Below are 15,153 nucleotides of genomic sequence, written 5' to 3' on the forward strand. Positions count from 1 at the left end.
GAAGCTTTACCCTGGATCATCGATCCGCCAAGCTCTCGCCCAACTTCTCTACCAGGTCAGATATGCTAGCTTTCAGACGCCGATGCGCCCAAACCGCCCACATATCCCTTCATCACATTCAAATTTCAAAGAGCAAGAAGACAAAAATTTCAGATCCACCAATCTCTTGGTGCATCCTGCAACCTTATCTTCAGATCGTCCCGGTGGCTTTCGCCGCCGCCCTTCCGCTTCCGTTCGGCGTTTCCGCGTCCCGTCCGCTTCGGTGAGGCGGTGTTTAGGCCTGGGTGCCGGAAGCTGCAAGAGCAAAAATTCACACGGCCGTCGCTTTTCCGAAGCCAAGCGCAAAATGCCTTTGTTTCATTGGCCCAAAGCCGCGCATTTTTTCCACTTGCCGGCCTCCGCGCACCGGGCCTTTCCCCCTGCTCAGGGGGTCGCACCCCCCTTTTTCCGACTCGCGGCGCGGGTTCAGCGGCGAATCTGCCCCGAGTCGGGGCTGACTCGGGGGCCGACTCAGGAGCGACTCGGGGGGCGCGAGCGCCCCCCCCCAGTCGTCAGGCCGCCGCCAGCCGCGCGCCGGCCATCACGCACAGCAGCTCGAACATCACCGTGGCCCCCAGATAGGCCGTCGCCCCGTTCACATCGAAGGGCGGCGAGACTTCCACCAGATCGGCGCCGACGATCCGCAGCCCGGCCAGCGCGCGCACCACCTCCAGCGCCTGAAAGCTGTTTGGCCCGCCGATCTCGGGCGTGCCGGTCCCGGGGGCAAAGGCGGGGTCGATGAAGTCGATGTCGTAGGAGACATAGACCTCCCCTTGCCCGGCCCGCGCGCGGGCTTCGGCCATCACATCGGCCACCCCGCGCGCATGGAATTCCTCGATCGCGATCACCCGGATGCCCACCGCCGTGGCGAAGTCGCGGTCCTCGCGATCATAGGCGGTGCCGCGGATGCCGATCATCGTCACCCGCTGCGGGTCCAGCAGCCCCTCTTCCACCGCGCGGCGGAAGGGCGTGCCATGGGTATACATCGAGCCGTTGAAATAGCTGTGGAACAGATCGGTGTGGCTGTCGAAGTGAATCATCCCAAGGCCGTGGGGGCTGTCGGGGCGATCCTTGGCCAGCGCCCGCAGGATCGGCAGGCTGCACAGATGATCGCCCCCGGCGGTCAAGGGCATGATGCCCGCCCCCCGCAGATGGGTATAATAGGCCTCCATCCGCGCCAGACTGTCGGCCAAATCGGCCGGGTTCGGCCCCACATCGCCCAGATCGGCACAGCGCACCGCTTCAAACGGACGGATGCCCGTCGCGCCATTCTCGGCCCGGATCATGGTCGAGGCATCGCGCAGCGCGCGCGGCCCATGCCGTGGCCCGGGGCGGTTCGTGGTGCCGCCATCCCACGGCGCGCCCACCAGACCGATCTGCACATCGGCAAAGCGCGGATGATCCGGCGTCACCAGCGGCAGCCGCATGAAACTGGCGACCCCTGCGAATCGCGGCAGATCAAAGCCGGAAACCGGCACGAAAAACGCATCCTGTGACATCGGGGCCCTCTTTCCTTTCGATCCATCCGGCAATCAAACCAGCCCCCTCTTCCCCTGTCAGGCCCAGCACCGACACCTTTCCGGCCAATGCGCGCCCGTTTGCCGATCACACTGCCCGCGCCCCTTGACCGATCCGCCGCCTTCCCCCCTTATCAACCAAAGCCAAAAACGGACGGATCATGTTCAACAAGACCTCAGACCAGACAGCCCCTCCCGCCACCGCCCCCGGCGGGCGGTCCTCGAACACCCGATCGGTCTTTGCCAGCGATCTGAAGATCACCGGTGAAATCTCGTCGATGGGCGATATCGAAATGATGGGCGACATCGATGGCAACATCACCGCCCGCAGCCTGACCGTCGGCCCCGAAGGCCGCATGTCGGGCACCATCACCGCCGAAACGGTCGATGTGCGCGGCACGGTGGATGGCCAGATCAACGCGGCCAGCTTTACCCTGCGCGCCGCCGCACAGGTCGCCGCTGATGTCAGCTATGGCAGCCTCATCATCGAAAGCGGCGCTCAGATCGAAGGGCATTTCACCCGCATCAAGCCCTGACCACAGGGCAAAAGCGGCCCCCTTTGGGGCCGCGACCCGTCGCCACCTCAGCGCGGCGGAATGGCATAGGTCAGGCTGGCCCGCGCCACCGGCTCAGCGCCTCCGTCTGAAAACAGCATCACATCCCCCACCGCCAGACTGCGCCCCAGCTTGAGCACGCGCGCCTCGGCCAGCAGATCCACCCCGGCCTGCGGCTTGCGCATGAAATCAATCGCGCAATTGGTGGTCACGGCCAGCGCCACCGGGCCGATGCGGCTCAGGATCGCCAGATACATCGCCACATCGGCCAAACCAAACATCGCCGGCCCCGACACCGTGCCCCCGGGCCGCAAATGCCGCGCCGCCACCCGCAGCCGCAGGGTCAGCCCCGCCGCATCGGCGCGCTCCACCGCGAAATCCTCGGCCACCTGCCCGAAATCCCGCGCCAGAAACGCCTGCAAGGCTGCCGCATCCATCACCACCGTCATCTCTTCCCCCCACACGATCGCAGGCCTAAGCTGCCCGCAAAGCCAAGGAGGATGCAATGCAAGACACCCCCCTGTTACGCGACGATACGGCGGGCATCGCCACGCTCACCCTGAACGCGCCGGGCAGCCTGAACGCCTTGTCAACGGCCATGCTGGCCGCGCTGGCAGATCAGATCAGCGCCCTTGCCGCCGATCACCGCATCCGCGTGGTGATCTTGCGCGCCGAAGGCCGCGCCTTTTGCGCAGGCCATGACCTGCGCGAACTACAGGCCGCCCGCGCGGCCCCCGATCAAGGCGCAGCGGCCTTTGCCGATCTGTTCACCCGCTGCGCCGCCGTGATGCAAGCGCTGGTGGCGCTGCCGCAGCCGGTGATCGCCGAGGTGCAGGGCATCGCCGCCGCTGCGGGCTGCCAGCTCGTCGCCTCCTGCGATCTGGTGGTGGCCTCCGATCAGGCACGCTTTGGCGTGAACGGCGTGAACATCGGCTTGTTCTGCTCGACACCGATGGTGGCGCTGACTCGCAAGGTGCCGCCCGCCATCGCCTTCGAGATGCTGACCACCGGGGCCTTTCTGGATGCAACCCGCGCGCGTGAGGTGGGATTGGTGAACCATGTCACCCCGCCTGCGGATCTGTCGGCCCGCACCCGCGCCTTGGCCGAAACCGTGGCGGGCAAGCTCGGCGCCGCCGTCAAGATCGGCAAATCCGCCTTTTACGATCAGATCGGCCTGCCCTTGGATCAGGCCTATGTCCGAACAGGCCGGGTGATGGTCGAAAACCTCCTCTGGCGCGACACCGACGAAGGCATCCGCGCCTTTCTGGAAAAACGCCCCCCCGATTGGGAGACGGCGCAAGGCTGAGGCGCCAGGAAGAGGCCTGCGCCGCCGCGCGGGTGGAGGCGTCGGATGCCTCCGGCGGGAGTATTTGGGAAAGATGCAAGCCGGCAGGGCAGGATGTCACTGCGCGCGCGCGGGCCGCAGAACCAAGCCCAGCGCGCCAAGCGCCAGCACGAGTGTCACCCCGATCAGGGCTTCCGGCCCGCCCTGCCCCATGATCCATGTGCCCAGCAGCGGCGCCACAGCCGTGGACAGCATCGCCGGCAGCGAAATCGCCGCCGCCGAGGCCGCGTAATCGGCAGGGCCGTTCACCTCGGAAATCATCAGCGGTTTCAGGATGGTCAGAATGCCCATGGCCGCGCCCTGTGCCAGCGCAAAGGCGAAAACCAAGAGCGCGCCGCCACCAGACAGAAGCAGGAACAGCGGCCCCGCCAGCATGGCCAGCACCGTCAGCCGCGCCGCAATCCGCGTGTTCAGCCGCGCCCCTGCCGCCATCAGCGCCAGCCGGCCCAGCACCTGCGCCGGGCCGATCAGCGCCGCCGCCAGCACCGCGCGGGTCTCTGACACCCCCAGATCGGCCAAAATCGGGCGGATCAGGCTCACGAGCATCCAGTGATCCAGATTCAGCAGCGCAAACAGCGCCATCAGCCCCAACACCCCCGGCCGGGCAAGGATGGCGCTCCATGCGGCCCCGGTCCGCGGCGGCGGTGTGTCCTTGCGGCGGCCGCCCCCCAGGTGATGGGCGCCCCACAGCTGCAAGGGCAGCATAAGGCCCAGCACCACCGCCACCGCCACCCAGACCGCGACCTGCCAGCCAAAGGCAGCGGCCAGCCCTGCCCCTGCCGGAAAGGCAAGCGTGGAGGCCAGCCCCGCCACCAGCGTCACCCGCGTGATCGGACCGCGCGCCTCTGCCCCGAAGCGCCGGATCAGCAAGGCAAAGCAGACCTCATACAGCGTGGCCGAGGCGGCGGCACCCAAGCCCGCAAAGGCCAAAAGATAGATCGCAGGATGCGTGGCCAGCGCCAGCAAGGCCAGCGACGCCGCGCCCAGAACCGTGCCAAAGCCCATCAGCCGCAGCGCATGGCCCCGGTCCACCCAGCGCCCCACCTGCGGCGACAAGGCCGCCGTGACCCCGATCGCCAGCAAGGGGCCCAGCGCCAGCACGCCATCGCCCCAAGGCAAGACGCGCTGCCAGACCAGCACCAGCGCCGCGAAGATATAGAAAAAGCAGGCATATCCAAGCGTCTGCCCCAGCGCCAAGGCCCAGACCGCCGCCGACTCTTGCCTGCTCAGCGTCACAGCCGGTAAAGCGCGCGGAACTTGGCTTCGAGGTAATCCAGCAACGGCCCTTCGCTCGGTTCAAAACCGCAGGCCCGGCGCACCACCTCCCGCGGTTCATAAAGCCCGCCGTGCCGCTGGAGGTTTTCCCGCAGCCAGTCGGTGGCAGGCCGGGCATCCCCGCGCGCCAGATGCGCATCCACATCGGGAACCGCCTGCCGCAAGGCCAGATTCAGGCAGCCGGCATAGACATTGCCCAAGCTATAGGTCGGGAAATAGCCGAACAGCCCGCAAGACCAGTGCACATCCTGCAACATCCCTTGGCTGGGCCGCGGCACGGCCACGCCGAAATCGGCCTTGAACCGGTCATTCCACGCGGCCTCCAGATCGGCCACCGCCAGATCGCCCCGGATCAGCGCGCGCTCCAGATCAAAGCGCATCATCACATGCAGGTTGTAATGCACCTCATCCGCTTCGGTGCGGATAAAGCCCGATTGCACCCGGTTCACCGCGCCGTAAAACGCATCGGCATCGGCGATGCCGAAATCGCCAAAACGCTCCACCATCTGCCCGAACATCCACCCCGTGAAGGCCCGGCCCCGGCCCAGCTGGTTCTCATAGATCCGGCTCTGGCTTTCATGCACGCCCATGCTGACGCCCGCCCCAAGCGGGGTCAGCCGATGGTCAGGATCAATCCCCAGCTCATAGCAGGCATGCCCCACCTCGTGGATCGTCGAGTAAAAGCAGTTGAACGGATCGCGTTCCACCACCCGCGTGGTGATCCGCGCATCATCGCCCGAGCCCGAGCTGAACGGATGCACCGCCAGATCCAGCCGCCCGCGCGTCCAGTCATAGCCAAAGGCCGTCGCCAGATCGCGCGCCATCCGCATCTGCGCCTCTTGCCCGAACTGCCCCTCCAGCTTGGCAGGCGTGTGGCTCGCCCCCAGCACCGCCGCGCGCAAGGCCACCAGCCGAGGCCGCATCGCCTCGAACATCGCGCCCAAAGAGGCCGCCGTCGCCCCCGGCTCGTAATCATCGATCAGCGCGTCATACAGATCGCCGCCTTGCGCAAGGCAGGCCGCCTCTTCCCGCCGCAGCCGGATCACCTCGGTCAGGCTGGGCAGGAAGGCCGCCACATCTTCCGAGGCCCGCGCCTCGGCCCAGATCCCCTGCGCGCGGCTGGTCACCCGCGCAAGCTCTTGCGCCAAGGCCCCCGGCACCTTCACCTGCCGCGCATAAGACCGCCGGATGTGGCGCAGATTGGCCGCCGCCACCGCATCCACCGCATCCGCCGCCTCCAGCCAGGCCCCGATCCGCGGATCGGTGCGCCGCGCATGCAGCACCCCTTCCAGCGCCGACATCTCCTCGGCCCGCTGCTCCGCCGCGCCGCGCGGCATCATCGTCTCCTGATCCCAGCCCAGCCGCCCCGCGACCTGCGCCAAAGCCTCGGTCTCGCGCTGATAGGCCATCAGCTCTGCATAAGCGGTGGACTCGGTCATGCGGTGCCCTTCCGGATCGACCCGGCCAGCGGGTATTGTGACAGATAGCGGGCGCGCAGGATCAGCACCCAAAGCAGCACCGCGCCCAGCTGATGGGTGATCGCCACATGCAGCTGCGCCGCCGTCATCACCGCCGCAATGCCCAGCACCACCTGCGCCAGCATCATCACCATCACCATATGAAACGCAAAGCGCGTGCTGCGATGCACCGATTTGCGCCCCCGCAGCCAGACCACCACCCCAAAGGCAAACAGCCCATAGCCCGCCATCCGGTGCATGAACTGCACCAGACCGGGGTTCTCAAAGAAGGCATGCCAGACCGGCAGCGCCCCGCCTTGCCCGTCCGGCACATAAAACGCATCCGCCGGAAAGAAGGACCCGTTCATGTCCGGCCAGGTCGGAAAGGCCCGCCCGGCATCGATCCCCGCCACCAAGGCCCCCAGAACGATCTGCAAGAACGCGAAATGCAGCAATCCGGTCGACAGGCCAAACAGCTTGCCCTCCCGCGTTCGCCGCGCCTGCAACAGCGCCGCCTCGCTCCGCCCCAACAGGAACACATACCACGCGATAAAGCCCAAGATCACGAAGGCCAGCCCCAGATGCGTCGCCAACCGATAGGACGCCACCGAGGTCATCGTCCCCGTCAACCCCGAGGCGACCATCCACCAGCCAATCGCACCCTGCAAGCCGCCCAAAGCGCCCAACAAAAGCAGCCGCCCGGTCCAGCCCGGCGGAATCCGCTTGGTCGCCCAGAAGAACAGGAACCCGACCGCCCAGACAAGGCCGACGGCGCGGCCCAGCTGCCGATGCCCCCATTCCCACCAGTAAATCACCTTGAAGGCCGACATCTCCATCCCGGCATTCATGTGCTGATACTGCGGGCTCGCCCGGTATTTCTCGAATTCCGAAAGCCAGTCGGCCTCGGTCATCGGCGGCAGCGCTCCGGTGACAGGCCGCCATTCGGTGATCGAAAGCCCTGAATCGGTCAGCCGGGTCAGCCCGCCCACCACGATCATCGCCATTACCATCAGGAACAGCACGATCAGCCAGCCCCGCACCGCGCCGCGCGCGCCTTTGGGACGGGCGTCGATCAACCCGCCTTGTGCCTTGGGGGCGGGCGCTTGCGTGCCGCCCACCTCCTCGAAAATGCTGCGTTTCCCAGCCATCACCGCCTCATGTCTTGCTGGGCCGGACACTAGGCCTCCCCCGACCCCGCTTCAAGGGGGCTGCGGCATTGCGGGCAGCCCCCCCAAACCGCCGCCCCCCGCCGCCGCAAGGCTCAGGAATAGGCCCCCGCCGCATAGGTCAGCTCATAGCTGTGGCTGTAGATCTCGAAAACATTCCCGAACGGATCTTCCACATAGACCATGCGATAGGGCTTTTGCCCGGGGAAATAGTGGCGCACCGGCATGCGTTGCTTGCCCCCTGCCGCGACGATCCGCGCCAGAAGCCCTTCCAGATCCGGGTCCTGAATCGCGAAATGAAAGGTGCCGTGGCGGCGAAAGGCGAAATTGTCCTTGGGCGGATGGTGCCCCTCGAATTCGAACAATTCCACCCCGATCCCGTCGCCGGTCGCCAGATGCGCAATCCGCAACCGCCCCCAGCCGGGGCCGAAAACATCGGTGCACATCTGCCCGATGGCCGAGTCATCCTCCACAATCTCGCTGGGCGGCATCAGCACATAAAAGCCCAAGACCTCCGCATAAAACCGCACGGCGGCGTCAAGATCGGGGACCGAAAGGCCGATGTGAGAAAAGGTTCTGGGCGTCGTCTGCATGGCTGTCTCCTGTCAAAGGCTGTGACCCGGATCTAGACAGCCAAGGCCAGAATGTGAAATTATCATACGTCATAATGATCCCAACGCCACGTTATCAAAATGCTCAACGCCACTTGGCTCGAAACCTTCACCGTTCTGGCGGAAGAGGCGCATTTCACCCGCGCGGCCTTCCGCCTGAACATGACGCAACCGGGCGTGTCGCAGCATCTGCGCAAACTGGAACAGCAGGTCGGGCAACGGCTGATCGATCAGGACGGCAAGCGTTTCACCCTCACCGCCGCGGGCGAACGGCTCCGCGCTCTTGGCCAAGCCCGCCGCGCCGAAGAAAAGGCCCTGCGCGATGCCCTTGGCCCCGATGACGCGGACGCGGGCGAGGTGCGCATCGCCTGCTCGGGCAGTTTCGCGCTGCTCTTCTACCCGCAGGCCATCGCGCTCATGCAGGCGCATCCGCGCCTCTGCCTCCATCTCGAGGCCGCCCCGCAGGCGCGCATCCTTGCGGGCCTCCTTGACCAGCAGGTCGATCTGGGCGTGATCAGCCATGATCCCAAACATCCCCGGCTTGCGGCACGGCAGATCGGGCGCGAAGAACTCTGCCTCCTCCTGCCGGGCCAAAGCGGCCCCCGGCCCGATCTCGCCGCGCTCGACAGGCTCGGGCTCGTGGCCCATCCCGATGTGCAGACCTATGCCGATGCGGTGCTCGGCGCCAATTTCCCCGACACCTACCGTGGCGCGCATCATTTGCGCGTCCGCAGCGCCGTCAACCAGATCGGGCAGATCCCCGCCCCGGTCGCCAAGGGCGCGGGCTATACCCTGCTGCCCCGCAGCGGTCTCGCGGCCTTCGCCCAAGCGGATCAGATCACCGTGGCCACCTTGCCGCGCCCGCAATATCAGGACCTGTGGTTGATCACCCGCCGCCACCAAACCCGCACCGCGCGCCGCGACCGGATCGCCGACAGCATCGCCGCGCTCGCCACCCGCCTCGACTAAGCCCAGCCCCCTTAGCTAAGCCCCGCCCCCCCCCTGAACTAAGCCCCGCCTGAACTGTGCCCCGCCTGCGGCCCAGCGCAGGCGCGGCTTTGCCTTTGCACCTTTCCCAAATACTCCGGGGGTCCGGGGGCTGGCCCCCGGGGGCGGCCCGGGGCGCGCCCGTCAAAGGTCCAGGCCAAACCCCTCGGGCAGCACCCGCCCGCTGGCCTCTGGCAAGCCTGCATCCTCCAGAAGATCGGCGAGCATCGCCTCCACATTCTGCCCGGCGGCGGCAAGATGCGCCCAGATCTCGCGCACCGGCGGCGCGACCCGCGGCTCCTGCACCGCCCGCGCGGTATGAAGCCAGGCGGCCAGACCATCGCTGCTCACATAGTCGCGCGCCTTGCGCAAGGCCGCGATCTTGCTCTGCGCCCCGCGCAGGAACCGCGCCACCTCTGCCGGTGTCCAACGGCCCATACGGGTCAGGTCCAGCCCCTCGGCGCGATAGGCCTGCGCCCAGAACTGCGCCGCCGCCGCATGCTGCTCCACCGCATGGGGCTTGGCGCTGGCCAGCCGCTCCGCGACCGCCTGCGCCTCATCCACCAGCGCCTGAATGGCCTTTTCCTGCTTCCACGCGCCGAAATCCGTGCCCGCCATCGCCGTCTCCTGTGTGGCCCTCGGGGATCGACCCGTTAACGGAACATGAATCCCGCAGGGTCAACCCCTTGATTTCAAACGCATCACCCCCGTGTAACACAGGGGGAACCCGCTATTCCCCTTGCTGGCGCAGCTTGTAGGCGATCTGCTTGAGCATCCCGTGAAAGGTCTGCACCTCGGCCCGGGTCAGGTTCAGCCGCGCCCACATGCTGCGCAAATTCTGGCGCATGTTGGCGGCCTTGGTCTCGGGAAAAAAGAACCCCGCCGCCTCCAGCCGCTCCTCGAAGTGATCCGCCAGCCGCTCCACCTCGACCCGGGCGGCGAAATCCGTCCGCGCCAGCGCCATCGCCTCGGGCACCACCACCGCCGTCTGCCGCCGCCACTCATAGCCCATCAACAGCGCGCATTGCCCAAGGTTCAGGCTGGGGAAATCAGGGTTGACCGGCACCGTCACGATGGCATTGGCCAGCGCCACATCCTCATTCTCAAGCCCCGCCCGTTCCGGTCCGAACAGCACCCCCACCTTTTTCCCCTCGGCCGCCATCGCCCGCGCCATCTCCATCGCCCGCTCCGGCGTCACCACCGGCTTGACCAGCTCACGCGGGCGCGCCGTGGTGGCGAAAACATAGTCGCAATCCCCGATCGCCCCGGCCACATCGTCAAACAGCCCGGCATGATCCAGCAAGCGCCCCGCCCCCGAGGCCATGGCCACCGCCTTTGGATTGGGCCAGCCATCGCGCGGCGCCACGATCCGCATCCGTGTGAGGCCAAAGTTCAGCATCGCCCGCGCCGCCGCGCCGATGTTCTCGCCCATCTGCGGACGCACCAGAATGAAGGCCGGTTCGATCATGCGTGGCACCCCTTGTGTTTGCAGGCCTGTTACGCCAGCCCACCCTTGCGGGCAAGACATGGTCAAGCCGCAAAAAGGCTGGTAAGGCAGCCAAAACCCGCCGCGAGGACTTGCCATGGCCGCCGAAGACCGCCCGCAACTGACCCTGATCACCCCCCCCAGCTTTGACCTTGATGTCTTCCCGGCGCAACTGGCCCGCGTGATGGATTCGGTCGAGGTGGCCTGCCTGCGCATCGCACTGGCCAGCCGCGAGGAAGACAACCTGCTGCGCGCCGGCGATGTCCTGCGCGATGTCAGCCATGCCCGCGATGTGGCGGTGGTGATCGACAGCCACCTGCTGTTGGTGGACCGCATCGGGCTGGACGGCGTGCACCTGACCGATGGCGCGCGGTCGGTGCGCAAGGCACGCAAAGACCTTGGGTCGGACGCCATCGTCGGCACCTATTGCGGCAACACCCGCCACGAAGGCATCACCGCAGGCGAAGGCGGCGCGGATTACGTGGCTTTCGGCCCCTTGGGTGCCACGCCGCTGGGCCAAGGCACGCAGGCCGAGTTCGAGCTCTTCGAATGGTGGTCCGAGATGATCGAAGTGCCGGTGATCGCCGAAGGCGCGCTGACGGTGGAATTGGTCGAGCGCTTTGGCCCGGTCACCGATTTCTTCGCCATCGGCCCCGAGATCTGGGGCGCCGAAGACCCGCTCGCCGCCTTGAAAACCCTGCTGGCCCCGCTGGGCTAAGCGGAGGTCGGGGCCGGATGCGCCCCGGCCACCTGCGCCTCGCAATAGGCGGCAAGTTCTTTGCGGCCCGCGAAAGCGGAAACGGGCACCGGAGCGTGGAAAATCACCTCGGCCCGGCCTTGGCGGCGCGCGGCCAGCACGGCGGCCAGATGGCCTGCAAAGGTCATGTCGGCCCACCAGCCGTAAAAGCGCGGGTCGGCTCCGGCGGGGGCGTGATAGATCACCGTCACGGGTTGCACATGCAACACATCCGCCAGCCCATGCGTGAAGAAAGCGGCAAACAGGGTGGACTTGAACGGCAAGACCCGCAGCCCATCGGTCGAGGTGCCTTCGGGAAAGAAGGTCAGCCGGTGGCCCGCGCGCAAGCGGTCTTCAAAAAGCTTTTGCTGACGTTTGGCCTCGGTCCCCTTGCGGGCGATAAAGACCGTGCCGGTGGCGCGCGCCAGCCAACCGATGCCCGCCCAGCCCGAGACTTCGGACTTCGCCACGAAATACATCGGCGCGCAGGCATTGAGCACAAAGATATCCAACCATGAGGCATGATTGGCCACCATCGCGCCGCGCTGCGCCATCGGCGTGCCGCGCGTGGTCAGGCCAAGGCCCATCAGCGCCAGCGACAGGCGGCAGACCGCGCGGGTCAGATGCGGTGTCCACGGCCGGTTCAATCCAAACAGCGGGCGCTCGACACAGCGCAGCAGCAGCAACAGCCCCAGCCCGCCATAGGTCAGCCCGCCGACCAACACGCCCCGCAGCACAAGCCGCAGCCAACCCAGACCGGCAGGCCCGGCTGCGGCGGGGCGGGCGTCGCGCCAATTCATCCGGCCTCCCCTTTGCGGACATAGAAATCCCGGTGCTTGCGGCTCATGCTGTCCGTGTCCATCACCAGACAGACATCGGTGGTGTTGAAGGCGTGATCGACGAAAACCCCCTCGCCCACATAGCCACCCAGCCGCAGATAGGCCTTGATCAGCGCCGGGGTCTGGGCCAAGGCGGCGCGCCGATCGATCTGATCGGCGGGGAGCAGGTGCGCGCGCGCGGGATCACGGCCCAAGGCCCGCACCCGCAAGGCAGGCGGCGCCAGATGCGCATGGTGCAGCAGCGACAAGGGCGTTGCCAAAGCTGCCAGATCGGTGCCGGGAAAGCTGGCAGCGCCAAACAGGATCTCGATCTCGCGCTCGATCACATAGCGCGCCAGCGCGTTCCACAGGTGAAAAAGCCCGGTGCCGCCGCGATGATCGGCGTGGATGCAAGACCGCCCGAGTTCCAGAAGCTTGCGTCCCGAGGCCTTGAGGGGCGCAAGGTCGAACTCGCTTTCCGAGTAAAACCGGCCAATGGCTGGCATCCGGTCACAGGGCAGCAGGCGGTAAACGCCAACCACATGGGCCCCTGCTGACACCGGGGCCTGCCGGTCCACCAGCACCAAATGGTCAAACACCGCGTCGAATTCATCGCGCTCGATCCCGGCGGCATGGTCCACCCCCGCGCCATCCGCGCCCAGTTCTTCGACAAAGACCTGATAGCGCAGGCGCAGCGCCGAAGCGATGTCGGCGGCATCGGTTGCAAGACGTGCCTCGTAACGGTCCTCCGCCGGCTTTCTGGTCACGGAATCATCTCCACCTGTCGCGTTAACCTTTGGTTAATCATGAGGGGGATAAAAGCGGGGAGAGGACAAGGCAACCGGAATGGGCCGTGACACAGTCGATGCATCATCCCGCACAGGGCGCCTCGGGCGCGGCTTGCCCTGTCACGCGCCGAACACCGGCACCAGTTCGATCTGACGGCCATCGATCACCACCTTGCCGGCGTGTTCAAAGTTCACCGTAATACGGTTGCCAATGTTAGACTGAACCTGACCCAAGCCCCATTCGGCCCGCTCGGGGTGCCGCACCATCATCCCCGGCTCCAGAAGTGTGTTCATCCGTCAACCCTTTCGCTTTCAGGATTTCGCCCATGTCCGACAAGCCTGATCTGACTGCCCTTTTGGGTTCGCGCATCTGCCATGACCTTATCAGCCCGATCGGTGCCATCGGCAATGGGGTCGAGCTGTTGATGATGGATGGGATCACCCCCAGTCAGGAACTGTCGCTGATCGTCGACAGCGTGGCACATGCGAATGCGCGGATCCGCTTTTTCCGGGTCGCCTTCGGCGCGGCGGGGTCGGGCGACCAGCGCATCAGCCGGGCCGAAGTGGCGGGCATCCTGGCCGATCAGACGCGCGGGGGGCGGCTGTCGGTGGAGTGGAACACCCCCACCGATCTGTCCCGGCGTGAAGTGAAACTCGCCTTCCTCGGGCTTTTGTGTCTGGAAAGCGCGCTGCCGCAAGGGGGCAGCCTGTGGATCGACCGTGGCGACCAGCGCTGGACATTGCGGGCGACCGCGCCGCGCCTGCGGATCGAACCCGCCCTGTGGGAACTGCTCTCGCATCCTGCCGCCTCGGTTGAGATCGGGCCGGGACAGGTCCATTTCCCTTTGCTGCGCGACGAAATCGCACGACAGCACCGCCGCCTCACCGTCGAAGTGGCGGAAACCGCGCTGCGCCTGTCGTTCTGACCGCGCGCTCAGCTGCGGCAGGTGCCGTCGCCGCGCACGAGGTATTTGAAGCTGCACAGTTGCTCGGCCCCCACGGGCCCGCGCGCATGCATCTTGCCCGTGGCGATTCCGATTTCCGCACCCATCCCGAACTCACCGCCATCGGCAAATTGGGTGCTGGCGTTGCGCATCAGAATCGCACTGTCCAACCGCTGAAAGAACCGCTCCGCCGTGGCATCATTCTGCGTCAAAATGCTCTCCGTGTGGCTGGAGCCATAGCGCCGGATATGCGCAATCGCCTCATCCACCCCATCCACCAGCTTGGCCGCGATAATCATGTCCAGAAACTCGCGGCCAAAATCCTCAGGCGCGGCCTTCACCGTGCCCGGCACCGCAAGCAAGTCGCCTTCCGTGCGCACCTCAACGCCGGCGGCCAGCAGATCCTCGATCAGCACCGCGCCATGGCGCGCATAAAACGCGCGGTCGATCAGCAAACATTCGGCCGAGCCGCAAATCCCCGTCCGCCGGGTTTTCGCGTTCAGCACCACGGCGCGCGCCTTGTCCAGATCGGCGTCGCCATCGGCATAAACGTGGCAGATCCCCTCCAGATGCGCAAAGACCGGCACCCGCGCCTCGCGCTGCACAAGGCCCACCAAGCCCTTGCCGCCGCGCGGCACGATCACGTCAATATACTCCACCGCCTGCAACATCGCCGAAACCATCGCCCGGTCCCGCGTCGGCACCAGCTGGATCGCGGCCTCGGGCAGCCCCGCCGCCCGCAAACCTTCGACCATGCAGGCGTGAATGGCGGTCGAAGAGTGAAAGCTTTCAGACCCGCCGCGCAAGATCACCGCATTCCCGGCCTTCAGGCACAGCGCCCCGGCATCCGCCGTCACATTCGGGCGCGATTCATAGATCACCCCGACCACCCCCAAAGGCGTGGCGACCCGCTGAATGTTCAACCCGTTGGGCCTGTCCCAATCCGCCAGCACCCGCCCCACCGGATCAGGCTGCGCCGCCACCGCGCGCAAGCCATCGACGATGCCGCGGATGCGCCCTTCATCCAGCCGCAAACGGTCCATCATCGCGGGCGACAGCCCCTTTTCGGCGCCGTAAGCCATGTCCAGCGCATTCGCCTCCAGAATGGCCTGACGCCCGGCCCAGACCGCCACGGCGGCGGCACTCAGCGCAGCCTCCTTGGCGGCTGGCGCAGCATAGGCCAACTCAGCCGCCGCGCCGCGCGCCGCTGCCCCGATCTCGGCCATCAAGCCAATGCTCTGCCCATCCATGCGCACGCCCTCTCATCTGTTCATAAATATCCTCGGGGGGGTCCGGGGGGGCAGACAGCCCCCCCGGCGGCCAGGGATCAGATCACCATCTCGTCTCTGTGAACCAGCGCAGCCCGCCCCTGATAGCCAAGGATACCGGCAATATCGCCCGAGCGGTGCCCGGCAATCGCCTTGGCCTCT

Annotated in this window: 17 protein-coding genes; 5 read left to right on the plus strand and 12 right to left on the minus strand. The window is 66.5% G+C overall.

Annotated elements, in window-relative coordinates:
- Positions 1–551 precede the first annotated feature (551 nt).
- Positions 552–1,538: an agmatinase gene (gene speB, locus CUR21_RS18185; protein WP_100198498.1), complete on the minus strand. Its 987-nt coding sequence runs from the start codon at positions 1,536–1,538 to the stop codon at positions 552–554.
- 179 nt (positions 1,539–1,717) lie between these two features.
- On the opposite strand from speB, the gene CUR21_RS18190 reads away from it, so the two are divergent.
- Complete coding sequence (locus CUR21_RS18190) at positions 1,718–2,092, plus strand: polymer-forming cytoskeletal protein (protein WP_100198499.1); 375 nt, start codon at positions 1,718–1,720, stop codon at positions 2,090–2,092.
- A gap of 47 nt (positions 2,093–2,139) precedes the next feature.
- Here CUR21_RS18190 and CUR21_RS18195 read toward each other — a convergent pair whose 3' ends face one another.
- Positions 2,140–2,559 (minus strand): PaaI family thioesterase, encoded by a 420-nt coding sequence (locus tag CUR21_RS18195; RefSeq protein WP_100198500.1) that lies wholly within the window; start codon positions 2,557–2,559, stop codon positions 2,140–2,142.
- Between the two features lie 56 nt (positions 2,560–2,615).
- Here CUR21_RS18195 and CUR21_RS18200 point away from each other — a divergent pair, with 56 nt between their 5' ends.
- The gene (locus CUR21_RS18200; RefSeq protein ID WP_100198501.1) at positions 2,616–3,416 is read left to right on the plus strand and encodes an enoyl-CoA hydratase; all 801 of its coding nucleotides are present in this window, start codon (positions 2,616–2,618) and stop codon (positions 3,414–3,416) included.
- Between the two features lie 96 nt (positions 3,417–3,512).
- Here CUR21_RS18200 and CUR21_RS18205 read toward each other — a convergent pair whose 3' ends face one another.
- The 4 genes from CUR21_RS18205 to CUR21_RS18220 all read right to left on the minus strand — a co-directional run bounded on the left by CUR21_RS18205 (position 3,513) and on the right by CUR21_RS18220 (position 7,946).
- On the minus strand, positions 3,513–4,691 hold the full coding sequence (locus CUR21_RS18205; RefSeq protein WP_100198502.1) for an MFS transporter: 1,179 nt from the start codon (positions 4,689–4,691) through the stop codon (positions 3,513–3,515).
- Positions 4,688–6,169 carry a carboxypeptidase M32 gene (locus CUR21_RS18210; protein WP_100198503.1) on the minus strand — a complete coding sequence of 494 codons (1,482 nt, stop codon included), beginning with the start codon at positions 6,167–6,169 and terminating at the stop codon, positions 4,688–4,690. Before CUR21_RS18210 ends, CUR21_RS18205 begins: the two co-directional genes overlap by 4 nt.
- Positions 6,166–7,335, minus strand: a complete 1,170-nt coding sequence (ctaA, locus tag CUR21_RS18215; protein WP_100198504.1) for a heme A synthase — start codon at positions 7,333–7,335, stop codon at positions 6,166–6,168. The genes CUR21_RS18210 and ctaA overlap by 4 nt, the downstream gene beginning before the upstream one ends.
- A 113-nt stretch (positions 7,336–7,448) precedes the next feature.
- Positions 7,449–7,946 (minus strand): lactoylglutathione lyase family protein, encoded by a 498-nt coding sequence (locus CUR21_RS18220; protein ID WP_100198505.1) that lies wholly within the window; start codon positions 7,944–7,946, stop codon positions 7,449–7,451.
- A gap of 99 nt (positions 7,947–8,045) precedes the next feature.
- Between CUR21_RS18220 and CUR21_RS18225 the strand changes: the two genes are divergently transcribed.
- Positions 8,046–8,933, plus strand: coding sequence for a LysR family transcriptional regulator (locus CUR21_RS18225; protein ID WP_100198506.1), 888 nt, complete (start codon positions 8,046–8,048; stop codon positions 8,931–8,933).
- 162 nt (positions 8,934–9,095) lie between these two features.
- Here CUR21_RS18225 and CUR21_RS18230 read toward each other — a convergent pair whose 3' ends face one another.
- Both CUR21_RS18230 and CUR21_RS18235 read right to left on the minus strand, forming a co-directional pair.
- A complete protein-coding gene (locus CUR21_RS18230) occupies positions 9,096–9,569 on the minus strand; it encodes a hypothetical protein (RefSeq protein ID WP_100198507.1) in 474 nt (157 codons plus the stop codon).
- Positions 9,570–9,681: 112 nt separating this feature from the next.
- Positions 9,682–10,419 (minus strand): RNA methyltransferase, encoded by a 738-nt coding sequence (locus tag CUR21_RS18235; protein WP_100198508.1) that lies wholly within the window; start codon positions 10,417–10,419, stop codon positions 9,682–9,684.
- A gap of 115 nt (positions 10,420–10,534) precedes the next feature.
- Between CUR21_RS18235 and CUR21_RS18240 the strand changes: the two genes are divergently transcribed.
- Entirely contained in the window at positions 10,535–11,155 is a 621-nt protein-coding gene (locus CUR21_RS18240) for a thiamine phosphate synthase (protein ID WP_100198509.1), read from the plus strand.
- Here the strand turns inward: CUR21_RS18240 and CUR21_RS18245 are convergent.
- The 3 genes from CUR21_RS18245 to CUR21_RS18255 all read right to left on the minus strand — a co-directional run bounded on the left by CUR21_RS18245 (position 11,152) and on the right by CUR21_RS18255 (position 13,073).
- Positions 11,152–11,973, minus strand: a complete 822-nt coding sequence (locus CUR21_RS18245) for a 1-acyl-sn-glycerol-3-phosphate acyltransferase (RefSeq protein WP_100198510.1) — start codon at positions 11,971–11,973, stop codon at positions 11,152–11,154. The two genes, CUR21_RS18240 and CUR21_RS18245, sit on opposite strands and share 4 nt — an antisense overlap.
- Positions 11,970–12,758 carry a GNAT family N-acetyltransferase gene (locus CUR21_RS18250; RefSeq protein WP_100198511.1) on the minus strand — a complete coding sequence of 263 codons (789 nt, stop codon included), beginning with the start codon at positions 12,756–12,758 and terminating at the stop codon, positions 11,970–11,972. The genes CUR21_RS18245 and CUR21_RS18250 overlap by 4 nt, the downstream gene beginning before the upstream one ends.
- 141 nt (positions 12,759–12,899) lie before the next feature.
- On the minus strand, positions 12,900–13,073 hold the full coding sequence (locus CUR21_RS18255; protein WP_100198512.1) for a DUF3553 domain-containing protein: 174 nt from the start codon (positions 13,071–13,073) through the stop codon (positions 12,900–12,902).
- Between the two features lie 32 nt (positions 13,074–13,105).
- Between CUR21_RS18255 and CUR21_RS18260 the strand changes: the two genes are divergently transcribed.
- On the plus strand, positions 13,106–13,705 hold the full coding sequence (locus tag CUR21_RS18260; protein ID WP_100198513.1) for a histidine phosphotransferase family protein: 600 nt from the start codon (positions 13,106–13,108) through the stop codon (positions 13,703–13,705).
- A gap of 8 nt (positions 13,706–13,713) precedes the next feature.
- On the opposite strand, the gene CUR21_RS18265 is transcribed toward CUR21_RS18260, so the two are convergent.
- Positions 13,714–14,973, minus strand: a complete 1,260-nt coding sequence (locus tag CUR21_RS18265) for a glutamate-5-semialdehyde dehydrogenase (RefSeq protein ID WP_100198514.1) — start codon at positions 14,971–14,973, stop codon at positions 13,714–13,716.
- Positions 14,974–15,153: the final 180 nt, after the last annotated feature.

The organism is Pseudorhodobacter sp. MZDSW-24AT, assembly GCF_002794355.1.
In the GTDB taxonomy this organism is placed as follows: domain Bacteria; phylum Pseudomonadota; class Alphaproteobacteria; order Rhodobacterales; family Rhodobacteraceae; genus Pseudotabrizicola.

What these genes read in the sequence shown, in the direction of transcription:
- speB (WP_100198498.1), bottom strand. Translation starts at nt 1,538, where the DNA reads ATGTCACAGGATGCGTTTTTCGTGCCGGTTTCCGGCTTTGATCTGCCG.
- CUR21_RS18190 (WP_100198499.1), top strand. Translation starts at nt 1,718, where the DNA reads ATGTTCAACAAGACCTCAGACCAGACAGCCCCTCCCGCCACCGCCCCC.
- CUR21_RS18195 (WP_100198500.1), bottom strand. Translation starts at nt 2,559, where the DNA reads ATGACGGTGGTGATGGATGCGGCAGCCTTGCAGGCGTTTCTGGCGCGG.
- CUR21_RS18200 (WP_100198501.1), top strand. Translation starts at nt 2,616, where the DNA reads ATGCAAGACACCCCCCTGTTACGCGACGATACGGCGGGCATCGCCACG.
- CUR21_RS18210 (WP_100198503.1), bottom strand. Translation starts at nt 6,169, where the DNA reads ATGACCGAGTCCACCGCTTATGCAGAGCTGATGGCCTATCAGCGCGAG.
- ctaA (WP_100198504.1), bottom strand. Translation starts at nt 7,335, where the DNA reads ATGGCTGGGAAACGCAGCATTTTCGAGGAGGTGGGCGGCACGCAAGCG.
- CUR21_RS18220 (WP_100198505.1), bottom strand. Translation starts at nt 7,946, where the DNA reads ATGCAGACGACGCCCAGAACCTTTTCTCACATCGGCCTTTCGGTCCCC.
- CUR21_RS18225 (WP_100198506.1), top strand. Translation starts at nt 8,046, where the DNA reads ATGCTCAACGCCACTTGGCTCGAAACCTTCACCGTTCTGGCGGAAGAG.
- CUR21_RS18230 (WP_100198507.1), bottom strand. Translation starts at nt 9,569, where the DNA reads ATGGCGGGCACGGATTTCGGCGCGTGGAAGCAGGAAAAGGCCATTCAG.
- CUR21_RS18235 (WP_100198508.1), bottom strand. Translation starts at nt 10,419, where the DNA reads ATGATCGAACCGGCCTTCATTCTGGTGCGTCCGCAGATGGGCGAGAAC.
- CUR21_RS18240 (WP_100198509.1), top strand. Translation starts at nt 10,535, where the DNA reads ATGGCCGCCGAAGACCGCCCGCAACTGACCCTGATCACCCCCCCCAGC.
- CUR21_RS18245 (WP_100198510.1), bottom strand. Translation starts at nt 11,973, where the DNA reads ATGAATTGGCGCGACGCCCGCCCCGCCGCAGCCGGGCCTGCCGGTCTG.
- CUR21_RS18255 (WP_100198512.1), bottom strand. Translation starts at nt 13,073, where the DNA reads ATGAACACACTTCTGGAGCCGGGGATGATGGTGCGGCACCCCGAGCGG.
- CUR21_RS18260 (WP_100198513.1), top strand. Translation starts at nt 13,106, where the DNA reads ATGTCCGACAAGCCTGATCTGACTGCCCTTTTGGGTTCGCGCATCTGC.
- CUR21_RS18265 (WP_100198514.1), bottom strand. Translation starts at nt 14,973, where the DNA reads ATGGATGGGCAGAGCATTGGCTTGATGGCCGAGATCGGGGCAGCGGCG.